This window comes from Planococcus sp. SE5232 (assembly GCF_050686535.1).
Classification (GTDB): Bacteria; Bacillota; Bacilli; order Bacillales_A; family Planococcaceae; genus Planococcus.
Map to the genome: position 1 here is coordinate 1,671,880 of NZ_JBOGCP010000001.1, position 12,603 is coordinate 1,684,482.

18 protein-coding genes are annotated in these 12,603 nt (G+C 46.4%); 9 read left to right on the forward strand and 9 right to left on the reverse strand.

Features of this window, described 5'->3' with window-relative positions; translation table 11 throughout:
• Positions 1-21 precede the first annotated feature (21 nt).
• Positions 22-504, reverse strand: a complete 483-nt coding sequence (locus tag ACRC6Q_RS07930; RefSeq protein WP_431466188.1) for a flavodoxin domain-containing protein — start codon at positions 502-504, stop codon at positions 22-24.
• A 116-nt stretch (positions 505-620) separates the two neighbouring features.
• A complete protein-coding gene (locus tag ACRC6Q_RS07935) occupies positions 621-830 on the reverse strand; it encodes a heavy-metal-associated domain-containing protein (protein ID WP_431466189.1) in 210 nt (69 codons plus the stop codon).
• Between the two features lie 228 nt (positions 831-1,058).
• Between ACRC6Q_RS07935 and ACRC6Q_RS07940 the strand changes: the two genes are divergently transcribed.
• On the forward strand, positions 1,059-2,969 hold the full coding sequence (locus tag ACRC6Q_RS07940; RefSeq protein WP_431466190.1) for a heavy metal translocating P-type ATPase: 1,911 nt from the start codon (positions 1,059-1,061) through the stop codon (positions 2,967-2,969).
• A 98-nt stretch (positions 2,970-3,067) separates the two neighbouring features.
• Here ACRC6Q_RS07940 and ACRC6Q_RS07945 read toward each other — a convergent pair whose 3' ends face one another.
• Positions 3,068-3,868 (reverse strand): TIGR00266 family protein, encoded by an 801-nt coding sequence (locus tag ACRC6Q_RS07945; protein ID WP_431466191.1) that lies wholly within the window; start codon positions 3,866-3,868, stop codon positions 3,068-3,070.
• A gap of 164 nt (positions 3,869-4,032) precedes the next feature.
• Here ACRC6Q_RS07945 and ACRC6Q_RS07950 point away from each other — a divergent pair, with 164 nt between their 5' ends.
• On the forward strand, positions 4,033-4,548 hold the full coding sequence (locus tag ACRC6Q_RS07950; protein ID WP_431466192.1) for a cupin domain-containing protein: 516 nt from the start codon (positions 4,033-4,035) through the stop codon (positions 4,546-4,548).
• Positions 4,549-4,597: 49 nt separating this feature from the next.
• Positions 4,598-4,843, forward strand: a complete 246-nt coding sequence (locus tag ACRC6Q_RS07955; RefSeq protein WP_298827796.1) for a hypothetical protein — start codon at positions 4,598-4,600, stop codon at positions 4,841-4,843.
• Between the two features lie 61 nt (positions 4,844-4,904).
• On the opposite strand, the gene ACRC6Q_RS07960 is transcribed toward ACRC6Q_RS07955, so the two are convergent.
• A complete protein-coding gene (locus ACRC6Q_RS07960) occupies positions 4,905-5,549 on the reverse strand; it encodes an SDR family oxidoreductase (RefSeq protein ID WP_431466193.1) in 645 nt (214 codons plus the stop codon).
• A 198-nt stretch (positions 5,550-5,747) separates the two neighbouring features.
• On the opposite strand from ACRC6Q_RS07960, the gene ACRC6Q_RS07965 reads away from it, so the two are divergent.
• The 3 genes from ACRC6Q_RS07965 to ACRC6Q_RS07975 are packed head-to-tail and all read left to right on the forward strand — an operon-like array spanning position 5,748 to position 7,498.
• Positions 5,748-5,954, forward strand: a complete 207-nt coding sequence (locus ACRC6Q_RS07965) for a hypothetical protein (protein ID WP_431466194.1) — start codon at positions 5,748-5,750, stop codon at positions 5,952-5,954.
• Positions 5,955-5,975: 21 nt separating this feature from the next.
• Positions 5,976-6,986, forward strand: a complete 1,011-nt coding sequence (locus ACRC6Q_RS07970; RefSeq protein WP_431466195.1) for a S66 family peptidase — start codon at positions 5,976-5,978, stop codon at positions 6,984-6,986.
• Between the two features lie 14 nt (positions 6,987-7,000).
• Complete coding sequence (locus ACRC6Q_RS07975; RefSeq protein ID WP_431466196.1) at positions 7,001-7,498, forward strand: N-acetyltransferase family protein; 498 nt, start codon at positions 7,001-7,003, stop codon at positions 7,496-7,498.
• Between the two features lie 61 nt (positions 7,499-7,559).
• On the opposite strand, the gene ACRC6Q_RS07980 is transcribed toward ACRC6Q_RS07975, so the two are convergent.
• Entirely contained in the window at positions 7,560-8,570 is a 1,011-nt protein-coding gene (locus tag ACRC6Q_RS07980) for a PQQ-dependent sugar dehydrogenase (RefSeq protein ID WP_431466197.1), read from the reverse strand.
• Positions 8,571-8,644: 74 nt separating this feature from the next.
• Between ACRC6Q_RS07980 and ACRC6Q_RS07985 the strand changes: the two genes are divergently transcribed.
• Positions 8,645-8,767, forward strand: coding sequence for a hypothetical protein (locus tag ACRC6Q_RS07985; protein ID WP_431466198.1), 123 nt, complete (start codon positions 8,645-8,647; stop codon positions 8,765-8,767).
• Positions 8,768-8,901: 134 nt separating this feature from the next.
• Here the strand turns inward: ACRC6Q_RS07985 and ACRC6Q_RS07990 are convergent, their stop codons facing one another.
• The 4 genes from ACRC6Q_RS07990 to ACRC6Q_RS08005 all read right to left on the reverse strand — a co-directional run bounded on the left by ACRC6Q_RS07990 (position 8,902) and on the right by ACRC6Q_RS08005 (position 10,645).
• Positions 8,902-9,216 (reverse strand): hypothetical protein, encoded by a 315-nt coding sequence (locus ACRC6Q_RS07990; protein WP_431466199.1) that lies wholly within the window; start codon positions 9,214-9,216, stop codon positions 8,902-8,904.
• Between the two features lie 20 nt (positions 9,217-9,236).
• Positions 9,237-9,446, reverse strand: a complete 210-nt coding sequence (locus ACRC6Q_RS07995) for a hypothetical protein (RefSeq protein WP_431466200.1) — start codon at positions 9,444-9,446, stop codon at positions 9,237-9,239.
• A gap of 117 nt (positions 9,447-9,563) precedes the next feature.
• A complete protein-coding gene (locus tag ACRC6Q_RS08000; protein WP_431466201.1) occupies positions 9,564-9,953 on the reverse strand; it encodes a ribonuclease HI family protein in 390 nt (129 codons plus the stop codon).
• An 8-nt stretch (positions 9,954-9,961) separates the two neighbouring features.
• The gene (locus ACRC6Q_RS08005) at positions 9,962-10,645 is read right to left on the reverse strand and encodes a queuosine precursor transporter (protein WP_298827766.1); all 684 of its coding nucleotides are present in this window, start codon (positions 10,643-10,645) and stop codon (positions 9,962-9,964) included.
• A 147-nt stretch (positions 10,646-10,792) separates the two neighbouring features.
• On the opposite strand from ACRC6Q_RS08005, the gene ACRC6Q_RS08010 reads away from it, so the two are divergent.
• Both ACRC6Q_RS08010 and ACRC6Q_RS08015 read left to right on the forward strand, forming a co-directional pair.
• A complete protein-coding gene (locus tag ACRC6Q_RS08010) occupies positions 10,793-10,990 on the forward strand; it encodes a zinc-finger domain-containing protein (RefSeq protein WP_223632533.1) in 198 nt (65 codons plus the stop codon).
• 382 nt (positions 10,991-11,372) lie between these two features.
• Positions 11,373-12,599 (forward strand): ATP-grasp domain-containing protein, encoded by a 1,227-nt coding sequence (locus ACRC6Q_RS08015; RefSeq protein ID WP_223632531.1) that lies wholly within the window; start codon positions 11,373-11,375, stop codon positions 12,597-12,599.
• Positions 12,600-12,603: the final 4 nt, after the last annotated feature.

Here is a 12,603-nt window from a genome sequence, read left to right on the forward strand (position 1 = left end):
TCCTCCTTTAAAGTAAGTAGATTAAAATTGACCAGTTTCATGAGTAGAGCTGGCGTTTAAGATGGATTTCTTGAATTCCGCAGCCAGTTTTTCGATGGATTGCAGGTCTTCTTCGTCAGGCGACAGATCCACTTTGACAGAATGTGGGATCATCTGTGCGTTATGCTTCTTAAACTCAACTTTCATCAAATCGACTGCTGAGCAAAATCCATCGTAGGCAGTGTCCCCTGAACCAAAAACGCCAACTACTTTGCCTGTCAGATCGACGGTTCGCAGCGTGTCGCAAAATACTTCTGTTTCAAATGGAAGATCCCCATCATCATACGTATAAGTACCGAAAAGAATGCCACCATACTGAAGCAGCCGCTGGGGATCCATGTCTCCCATTTCGATATTTTCCAAGCTTACTGCATAGATCTTCTGATCCAGGTGCTGCTCCAATAGGCTGGCTATTTCTTCTGTATTTCCTGTTGAACTCGCATAAAGGATAAGCACATGTATCATAGCGATCACTCCTGTTTCTGACTTGCTTTCTATCTCTAGTTTATCGAACATCTCTAAAGAAGAACTTGACGCACATCAAGTCAGACGTTGAATTCATCGTTTCGGAATGGCTGAAATTAGGCAACTACTGGATAGCCAAGCTTCTCGATAACGGACTTCACCTCTTCTGGTGCTACCTGTTCTTCGTCATAATCCACTCTTACTTTACTGAAATTGAACAGCACTTTCACTTCCTCCACGCCATCCATTTCCCCGACTTTTCCTTCAATCTTTTTGATGCAGGAAGGGCAAGTCAAGGGTTCCAATTGAAATTTAACTCTACTCATTTGAACCGCTCCTTTCTTTTTCTGCTTTTAGTATAGAATCTCCAGTTTGGCTCGTCCTTGATATGCATCAAGTCCTGAAATCTATTGCTTAACTATCTATGTGAAAATCTGCATTTACTTGATGGGGGTCAATTTGCAAAAACTCCATTGGATTTAGTATAGAAGTATAAGGAAAAGCAATATCCAAAAAGAATTTGGCTAAAACTTCCCACATCAATGAAAGAGGAGATGAAGAAAAATGTTTGCGTTTATTCACAAAAACAAAAAAATATAACGTTTGGAGCCGGTTTTCTACTGGTGCTCGCATTGGTTTTAAACTTTACAGGCCAGTATGACTTGCGGCAGCTCACGCTGATCCTCGCCACGGTCATTGCGGGGATCCCCATTGCCATCAAAGCATTTCAAGCATTGAGGATGAAAGCTTTCAGCATTGAAATGCTGGTCACAATCGCAGTCATAGGGGCCTTGTTTATCGGAGAATACGTGGAATCGGCAATTGTCACTTTCCTGTTCCTGTTCGGGAACTATCTGGAGGTGCGGACGCTTGAGAAAACCCGTTCATCCCTGAAAAGCCTCGTGGATCTGGCGCCACAGGAAGCGACCGTCATCCGTGAAGGAGTCACCTTGACTGTCCCGGTGGAAGAAGTTATCCGAGGCGAACGGGTGATGATACGGACTGGCGGAAAAGTACCGGTTGACGGAAAAATCGTCACTGGCCACGCTTCATTGAATGAAGCGGCTATTACAGGAGAATCTGTCCCTGCCTCCAAGAAACCCGGGGACAAAGTGTATGGCAGTACAGTCGTCGATACGGGATATATCGAAATCATCGCCGAAAAAGTTGGAGATGATACAACTTTCGCAAAAATCATCGAACTGGTGGAAGAAGCGCAGGAATCGAAATCGAAGACTGAGAAATTCCTGAACCGATTCGCGAACATCTATACGCCTGCGGTAGTGGCCCTATCGATTGTGGTATACGCCCTGACAAGAGATCTCCATTTGGCCATTACATTCCTGGTCATTGCCTGTCCAGGTGCATTGATCATCGGGGCACCTGTCTCCAGCGTAGCGGGCATCGGCAATGGCGCAAAAAATGGAGTCCTGATCAAAGGCGGGGAAGTCATGGACCGCTTCTCGAAGGTCGATACACTGGTCTTTGATAAAACCGGTACCTTGACCAAAGGAAAGCCGGAAGTGACAGCTATCAAAGTCTTCCATTCACATGAAGAGCAGAATTTGCTTCGATTGGTTGCTCAAGCAGAAATGGCATCTGAACACCATCTGGGCCAAACCATTGTCAAAAGAGCGAAAAGCCGGAATATAGCCCTCGATCAAGAGCCGGACCAAGTCGAAATCATTAAAGGCAATGGCTTGGCTGCTAATATAGAAGGCAAGATTTTGGTGATCGGAAACCGGAAACTGATGAAAGCGAAAAACATTCCCATTCCAACAGAAGTGGAGGACTATGCAGTAGAATGCGAAAAAGCAGGGAATACGGCTAGTTTTGCAGCTGTAAACGGGAAAGTGGCCGGCATCTTCTCGATCGCCGACCAAATCCGTGAAGACGCAGCTCCTGCACTCGCTCAAATGAGAACGGACGGCATCAAAAAAATCGTCATGCTGACAGGGGATAACCAGCACACAGCCGAGCTGGTCGCAACTGCTTTAGGCTTGGATGAGTTCCATGCCGAGCTGCTGCCGGAAGACAAAGTGGCTTTCATAAAACAATTGAAAGAGCAGGGCCATACAGTGGCAATGGCAGGGGATGGCGTCAATGATGCTCCGGCAATCGCCACTGCAGACATCGGACTAGCGATGGGCGAAGGGGGCACCGATATTTCAATGGAGACAGCGGATGTCGTGCTGATGGCTGACAAACTGATGCAGTTCTCGCATGCTTGTTCACTGTCGAAAGCGACGATCCGCAATATGAAGCAAAACACTTTCTTCGCAGTCGGCATTGTGGCGGTTCTGCTGGCCGGTGTGCTGATGGGATCCATCCACCTGGCTTCCGGCATGTTCATCCACGAAGCGAGTGTCCTGATCGTCATCTTGAACGCCATGAGATTGATGGGCTTCAACCGCAAAAAAATGGAAGCTGAACAGCCAATGGAACCAGCTAGTGCTGCAATTTAAAATACAGTTCGAGCAGAAGACCAGCAAGTGATGGTTTAGATTTTGGACGTGAAAAAGCCGACTGATTCCATTTTGGACAGTCGGCTTTTTGTTTTCGTTTATCTTCCACCTAATAGATCGAATAATCCGCCTGCGGCACTGCCTTCGCCTTGTGAACGGCCGGCGGGATTTTGAGGAGCGGCCGCAAATACACGGCTGGCCAAACGGCTGAATGGCATCGACTGGATCCAAACGCTTCCAGGTCCGCGTAATGTAGCAAAGAACAAGCCTTCGCCGCCGAACAGGGCGGTTTTAATGCCGGGAACGGTCTCGATATTATAGTCGACATCGCCTGTCATCGCGACCAGGCAACCGGTATCAACGCGCAGCACTTCGCCTTTTTGGAGGTTCTTGCGGTAGATGGTGCCTCCGGCATGGACAAATGCCAGCCCGTCGCCTTCCAGCTTCTGCATAATGAAACCTTCTCCGCCGAAAAAGCCGGCACCGAGTTTTCGCTGGAATTCAATGCCGATCGAAACGCCTTTTGCCGCTGCCAGGAAGGAATCCTTTTGACAGATGATTTTGCCGTTCAGCATGCTCAAGTCCATCGGAATGATTTTGCCGGGATAAGGAGCTGCAAAAGAAACATGGCGTTTGCCGGTCCCATTATTGGTGAAAGCCGTCATGAACAGGCTTTCTCCGGTAATGATCCGTTTTCCGGCACCCATCAATTTGCCCATCAAACCGCTGCCTCCAGAACTTTTGGAACCGTCGCCGAAAATCGTTTCCATGGCGATACCGTCTTCCATCATCATTAATGCGCCAGCTTCTGCGATGACGGTTTCGGAAGGATCCAACTCCACTTCCACAAACTGCATATCGTCTCCGTGCAGCTTAAAATCGATTTCATGATTATTCATCTTTTATTCCTCCTTGGTTTATTATATAAGTTGAACTAACAATTCTCAGCTGGTTTCGATCGTTCAACTTAGATGGATATGTTATATAATGGATACGTCTAAAGAGCTGGAAAGTTTCATTAATTTGGTGCAGGAAAAAATAATAAGGAACGGAGCTGGAGATGATGAATGCAGAGGATTGGATCACCCATTTGGATATGGCGGCGCATCCGGAAGGCGGGTATTATAAGCAGTCGTTCGTTTCGCCTGAAAAAATCAACTTGGCGACACACTCAGCTGAAAGGAATTTGTACACCAGCATCTATTTCCTATTGAGGTCACAGGACATTTCGCATTTTCACCGGCTTAAATCCGATGAGCTTTGGTATTTCCACGCAGGCAGTGCGGTAACTGTGCATATCCTGGATGCTGATGGGAATTACCGGGCCGAAAAATTGGGACTGGACATAGCAGCAGGAGAACGGCCGCAGGTACTGGTGGATAGAGGCAGTATTTTCGGTTCGACAGTTGAAGCAGAAGACAGCTTTTCATTGGTGGGCTGCATGGTTTCACCAGGCTTCGACTTTGCGGATTTCGAATTATTGCGGCAGGCTGAGCTGCTGGAGTTGTATCCCAATCAGGGAAAGATCATCAAAAAGCTGGCCTATGAAAAAATTCCCGGTACTCTATCGGATCGATAGGGGAAATGTTAGAATGAGGGAAGACAAAGCAAAAGGGTGAGGGAAAACAATGGGGAGTTTTTTGTTGATATTGATTATTGCTGTGGCAATTTTTGTAGGAATCGCGTCCAAGAAATATTATGACCGGCCGTATATTGTGAATTTCGGCATTGCGTTGATGATGGCCTTGTTGGTCATCCAAACTTTCCAAATGACGCCGATTGGCGGACTTGGCTATGCCGCAATCATTCTCTGCTCGGTTGCATTTGTGTTTCAGCTGGTACTTGGGATTAAAAGCCTGAAAACGGTATCCTAATAAATAGACAAAGAGGCTTTTGATCAAAAGATCAAAAGCCTTTTTAGAATTTTTGAGGTGTCTACAAACTATTAAGCGCGTCTACGATGTCATCTTCACCGGAGATGATTTCAAACGTTTTGTTATAGACATGTTCATTCGCTAGTGACTGGAGTAGGACACGGGCTACATCTTCCCGTGGAATTTCTCCGGAATCCAGATTTTCTGTCGCTAGGATCTTGCCGGTTCCGGGATCGTTCGTCAAAAGACCCGGGCGGATGATGGTGTAGACTAATCCACTGGCGCGCAGAATATTGTCAGCATGATGTTTTGCTACGTAATAATGGGCCATATCCTCTTTCCACATATTCCGTTTGTCGGCATTGATGGCACTGATCATGAGAAAGCGTTCAGTACCGGTTTGCTCCGCTGCTTCAATCGTTTTTGCGGCGCCATCCAAATCAATCAGCAGGGTTTTGTCTGCACCAGTGCCGCCGCCGCTGCCCGCTGCGAATACGACCGCGTCACATCCTTGCATGGCAGCCGCAATTTCTTCCACACTGCCCTCGAGACTGGTCAATACCGACTCTACTCCCAGACTGTTGAAAAAACTGATTTGCTCTTCTTTGCGGATCATCGCTTTCGGTGTATGCTCTTCGCTATCTACCAGCATTTTCACAAAATGCCTTCCGATTTGTCCATTTGCTCCGACTACCAACACTTTCATCCGACTCAGCCCCTCTACAATTTTCGTTTCTCTTCTTTCCTAATATACCCTGTATGAGTCCTTGCACGCAAAACATGGCTCTGTTTAATTCTGAAAAATGCCAATAAGTAGAAAAAGGGGACTTTATTCTCAAGTTAAGTTTAGTATAATGAAAGACAACAAACTGATTTTACTGCAACTGATTTTAGGAGGAACATTATGAACCCGACGACAGATTCAAAAATGATGGAAATAAAGGAAACTAACCAAAAAAGAGAAACACCGCCTGACTTCTCCCAATTTAAAGGGAAAAGATTGGATAAGGAACCAAGCCGCTTTCTCGAATTGATGGGTCATGCACTATGGTTCTGTTCAGGCGCTGCTATTTTAATGGCAATGATCTTTTCTTTGTTTTATTTCGTTTAACTCATAAAGGGGGACTATTGGATGATTCGTTATCCTGCAAAAACCTTGAAAACAATCGGAATTACAGCACCATCTTCGGGGGTAGGGAAAGAACAGCACGTTCTCCTGGAACAGGCGATTGCCCGCCAGCAGAAAAATGGCTTCCGAATTGAAACGGGAGAAACTGCATGGACGCAGGAACTCGCCAAATCGGCATCCGCGAAAAAGCGTGCGGAAGAATTCATGGACATGATGAATGATCCGGAAATCGATTTCATTTTCCCGCCATGGGGCGGTGAGTTATTGATTGAAATACTGGAATACCTGGATTTTTCAAAAGTTCAGCCCAAGTGGGTGCTGGGATATTCGGATCTCAGTTTATTATTGCTGGCAATTACCTTGAACACCGGACTAGCCACCGCCCATGGAACCAATATTGTGGATCTGCGTGGCGAAAAGAGTGATGAAACCACGGGACAATGGCTGTCAGTTCTTAAGACTGGAGCCGGAGAAACCGTAAAACAAAAGTCTTCGTCGTATTTCCAGAAACAATGGAATCATTCAGAGCCATCACCGGTAGTCTTTCATTTGACGGAGCCTACCAGCTGGAAAACCGTTTCAGGTGCAGATGAAACATTTTCAGGCCGGCTGCTGGGTGGCTGCATCGATGTGATTCGACACCTGATCGGAACACCGTACGGGGAACTCCAGGCTTTCAGAGACAAGCACATCCCGGGCGAGAAAGTCGTCTGGTACCTGGAGAATTGTGAAATGTCGGTGACGGATTTAAAGCGGTCACTGACACAGATGAAATACGCTGGGTGGTTTGAGGATTGTGCCGGCATTGCCTTTGGACGGAGTGCGGCGAATGAGCCGGTCGAGGGATACACGGTCGAAAAGATGTATCAGGATCTGTCGGATGATCTTAATCTGCCGATTGTTTTTGATATCGACTTGGGCCATGTACCGCCGCAAATTATCTTTGTCAATGGTGCCTATGCGGAAATTCATGTCTCCAACGGCAAAGGCACCGTCACACAGGAATTCAGATAAAAGGATGTCAGCCCATGGAAATCAGGAAATTGAATGTTACGGATGCACAGGCATACTATGACTTGCGCATCGAAGCTTTAGGGGATAGTCCGGATTCGTTCGCTACGAGACTGGAAGATGCCATCAGAAGGCCGGTTGAAAAGACGGCGGAGAACCTGGCTTTGGAGAATGCTGTCACTTTCGGTGCTTTTACAGCAGGCGCTTTATGCGGCAATGTGACGCTTGTGCGAAATAGGACGCCAAAGCTGAATCACCGGGCATCAGTGGTTGCTGTTTACGTGACACCTGGCCAAAGAGGCAACGGGATTGCCTGGCGATCGATGCAGGAGCTCCTTCGGTTTGCTGAGAACTGGGAAGGATTGGAGCGGCTGGATTTGATGGTCGCCAGTGAAAACCAGCCGGCAATCGCTTTATATGAAGGGCTGGGCTTTGAAAAATACGGAACGGAAATTAAATCGATGAAGACGCCTGAAAAATATATCGACGAAAATTTGATGGTGAAATTCATTTAACGGTATACTGTTTTTAACTAAAAAAGAAAAGGTGTATTGGTCTCAGCCAATACACCTTTTGCTATTCATTCAGTTTGTAGAGTTTATCGTCGCCTTCAGCAGGCGTTCCCCGGCCATCCGTGTTATTGCTGATGAAATAGAGCGAGTCTCCATCAGAATGTACATCCCGGACACGGCCGAAGCCTTCAATCGAGTCGGTTACTTCAGCGTTATCTATGTCCAACACTTTAATGGCGGTCCCGCGGAGGGCAGCAACATAAAGTGCGTCATTGTGGATTGTAATTCCGCTCGGGGCCCAGGTTTCAGCGGAGCCGGTCGTATAGAGAGGAGATTCGAGTCCTTCTTCAGTCTCTTCGCCTTCAATGGTTGGCCATCCGTAGTTGTTTCCTTCTTCAATGATGTTGATTTCATCGTTGGCTGATTGGCCGTGTTCAGAAGCATACATCGTCTCTTCGTCCCAGGCAAGGCCTTGCGGATTACGGTGGCCATGGGAATAGATTTCAAATTCATTGGAAGAATTCAGCTTGAGGATTTTGCCGTTGACAGAGCCTAAATCCTGCGCAAGCTCCGGAGTTGAAGCATCCCCGATGGTCGCGAACAGGGTTCCATCCGGATCCAATTCCAGTCGGCCGCCGTGGTGGACATTGCCTGTCGGAATTCCTTCCAGCAGCACTCCATCTTCCCGCCACTGGCCATTTTCCAAAAGCAGCGTAACAATTTTATTGTAATCTTCACCGTCACGCTCGTACACATAATACCCGTAAGCTTCCTGGCTTTCTTCAAAGTCCTGCTTTAAAACAAAGCCTAAAAATCCGGCTTCTGCCGCACTGGAAAGCGTATCGGAAAAGTTGACTTCCTGGCGCGTCATGGTACCATCATCAGCTATATGGGCAACACTGCCCGACCGTTCCGAAATATAGAATTCTTCACCGGTTTTATTGATGGCCCAGGGAGCCTCAAGGTCTGTGGCAATCTCTTCGAAAGGAGCAGTCGCTTCTTCCGGATTCGGTGCGGCATTGTTGCAGCCTGCCAACAGGAAGAGGGAGAGAGAGGGGAGTAGAATTTTTCTCACGAAATAACCTCCTTTTTTCCATCTTAATGGATTAACACGCTGATAGGAAATAATATACTGAGGGAGGTGAGTTCATGCCATTTATGAAAGATGTAAAAGAACAGGAAGAAATCCGCAAAAAGCAGAATCTGATCCGCATCCTCACATGGGTCATTGTTGCTGTCGTCCTGATAGTCGTTTGGTACTTTACGAGATAAAGAAAACTAGCCTGCCTTAAACCTTTTAGAAAAAATTGTCCAATCAAAAAAACAAATCCGTTCATCATGGCTGCACAAAAAAAGACCATAATCAGTCTCGAATCAATCGAGTCCGGCTATGGTCTTTCGCCATCTCAGGCTGGCTTTTTTTTCGTCTGGATAATTTCAACGATGACTAAGCCCAAAGTGATCCCGAGCAGCACATTAATGAGCAACGGGCTTAAAAACTGGTCACGGAAAATGGTGGCAACCGTCAATATGTAAAAGGCCGCTTGTGTGGTTTTCGCAATCGTCGGCAATGCGTCTTTCGGATAGCGCATGCGTGCCAGCTGGAAAACCAGGAATGCCAGCAGCAAAACTAGGTAATGCGGCCACGACAACGCAGCGACCGCATTATTGATCACCGCAAAAATCAGCAGCGGGATAAAATAAAACAAAACCGATTTCACGATTACAGCCTCTTTTCCAATTATTTTTTCGTATTGTCCTGCTGTTTGCGCACCACCAGTAAATACAGGTTATAGATGGAGAAAATCACCGCAACGGTTACGATAGCCACCGAAACCATCGGATAAACAGAGACTCCGTTTTGCATCATTTCCACGATCCTTGTATAGACGATCCAGGGTCCGATGACCAGTATGAAAATATCGAGTGCAGTACCAAGTTTAGTTCTCATAAGCTTCCTCCAATGAATGATGATACCTCAATCTTATCAGACTTTGGCTGCAGCGTATGCATAGAAACCAAACAGCCGTCCATAAAAATAAAGGACGGCTGCCACAGATGGGACAGATTACTTATGTGCACGAAGCTCGGTTCTGGCCAGTGCATCCGCCGCCCGGTTCTGTGAGTCTGGAATCCACTTGATAAAGCAGAAATCGAATTGATCGCCGATTTCCAGTGCTCTGGCCAAGAGCGGCTTGAACTTTGGATTCTTGATCGATCTTTTTTCAAAGGCATCGACCGCAACTTGGGAATCAGACTTGATCGACACCATTCCTGATGACAGCTCTTTTGCAAGCTCCAGCCCTTTTACGAGTGCGGTGAATTCCGCGGTATGATTGTCCATTTCACCCACATATTCGCTCCAGTGGATCAAATGGCCCTCGCCGCGAATGAAAACACCGACTGCACTGACTTGAGGAGTTCCAGCAGACGCTGCATCCACAAACACTTCCAGCATCGAATCACCTACTTTTCATCAATGGGTTTCATGATTTTCGCCAAATAGCCGAATGGGGTATCCATGATGGACACAATAAATTTCAGCACATACGTCGAAATGAATATTTGCAGCCATACATCGAACGGGAAGACGCCCCAAAAAGCGATGGATGTAAAAATCAAGGTATCGAGCAACTGGCTCAACAAGGTTGAGCCGTTGTTGCGAATCCAGAATTGGCTGTCTTTCGGAAAGATTTTGCGAAGCGCCCCGAAGATAATGACATCCAAATGCTGGCTGGCAAGATATGCCACCATGCTGCCGATGGCAATCTGCGGAACAAGACCGAAGATCGTTTCCAAAGAGCCTTGCGCGAAATCACTGTCAGCAGGGATGAACTTGATCCCGAACTGCATGACCAGCACCATGATGAGCAGGGAGGAGAAGCCGAGCCAAACTGCTTTTTTCGCTTCTTTTTTGCCATACTTTTCATTCAAAATATCAGTCGCCAGAAATGTCGATGCGTATAGGCTATTGCCTAATGTAGCAGTGAGTCCGATAATTTCGATGGTCTTCGTGACCTGGATATTGGCCAGTACCGTGGAAATAGCTACCCACGCAAACAAGCCGGTCTTGCCGAAAAACTTATACATGATCAATAACAGTACAAAATTGAACAAGGCAAAGCCAAGTCCCCAAAATTCATTAAACAAAAAAACTTCCTCCTTAGTTTTGGTAAAGCGGGAATTTGCGAACCGCTTGGTACCGTAAAAATGTCCTCAGTCAGTATAACTATTGTTGCAATAAAAAACAAATGCGTAGTAGAATGAGGAAATGACGATTTGCTATGAGGTGACTAAGTGAAAAAAGTTTCTATTATCAATGAAATCGATGAAATGCTGTCGACATACTGTGAAGGCTGTTTTGTGAGAACCCAACTTCGCAAAGATGAAGGGAAAACCGCTGCCCACAGATTTTGCATCAGCAATTGCACAGTCGGAACCCAGCTGCAATTTTTAGGAAATGAACTCAATAAAGTTGGAACCAGCGATAAATAATGAAAAGAGAGCCCAGGACAGGATAACTGTCCTGGGCTCTCTTTTTGGCTACCCTGCCGATTTGTTTTCCAACAGCCAAGTATCGGCAACATTCTCCGGCAACTGACTAGCAGGCATTCTTCTTTGATTGAAGCGACACGCTTCCAAGCGGGCTGGCCACGAAGACTCCTGTGGGACAGGGAAGCGGACGGACCGGTTGGGGATTATGCACCGCTATACATTTTGGTCAGACTTTGTCTACAGTCTGGAAATTCTTTCTTTCTTCTTCTTTTTGGCTGCCGAAATCAAAAAACATTGAATAATCTGCATGTTTAGAATACTTTGGCTGGGTAATAGTAAAAGTATGCACGGATTTCTAAACTAAGGATTAAGGAGTGTTATTATGGCGGAAACAAACGAGCAACAAAAGCTTACGGCATTATTAGGGTGGAGTTTACCCGCAATCGAAGCGATTGATAAGCTGGATAGGCCTTATGTTGTGGTCGGTCCACCGGATTTCCAGGCTTTTGCGGACGAGAACGGCATCAACTTTATCGGCTGGGATTTTGATCGGCTCAATGAAGGGTCAGATGAACTTTATGAACGGTTAAAAGAAATGGACACGAAAGTGACAGTTCCCATCTATGAAGAAACGGTGGAATGGGCGGGAGCCTTGAATGCAAGGCTATTCGACGATCCGCGGATCTTCAACCGCTCCTTATTGCTGCGGGATAAAGGGTTGATGAAGCGGAAAGCTCAAATGTCAGGGATTAAAGTGGGCGTTTTTGAAGAAGCCTACACCAAAGACGACATTCATCGTTTCCTGAAGCGTGTAAACGATGCTTTGATTAAAATAGACGGAGACCTAAACGACCCGATCCACATAAAACCATTGAACAAAGCGGGAACAGTGGGGCATATGATGATTCGGGACGCTGGCGATATCGATAAAATCGGTGATCAGGAATTTCCATACCTCATGGAGAGCCATTTGGACGGACAGGAATTTTCCTGTGAAGCGTTCATACACGATGGCCAGGTCAAGTTCCTCAATATTACGGAATATGTGAGATTGGGACATTCCAATTTCGTTCCTGCCTCGCCCGCACTTGAAGAATGGCGACCGCAGATCCTCGAACAGGTACAGAAACTGGTTGATTCATTTGAAATCCAATATGGCGTCATCCATCCTGAATACTTTATCTCCCATGATGGAACGTTAAATTTCGGTGAAGTGGCAGCGCGTGTGCCAGGTGGTCATATCTTTGACTTGATTGAACGGGCATATGGCTTTAATGCATTTCAGGCGCAAATTCTGTGCAGCGATCCTGACACACCTTCGGAAGAACTGGACAATTTCTTTCCTGAAGAAGTCGTTTCAGCGAAGGGCTATGCAGGAAGCTTAATGGTTTATCCGCGTGTCCGTCTTATTGAGAAGCTGGACGTTCCGGAAGAGCTGAAAAATGATTCATATTTCGAAAAACACGACCTGTTCATACCGGTCACCTCCAAGGTAGCAGAGCGCGTAGGGTTCGGAAATCATTATGGAACCTTGTTCTTTTTCGGAGATGACAGCAATCGGATGCAAGAGTTGCTGAAGCAATATGAAGACTACGATTTTTATCATTAATAGC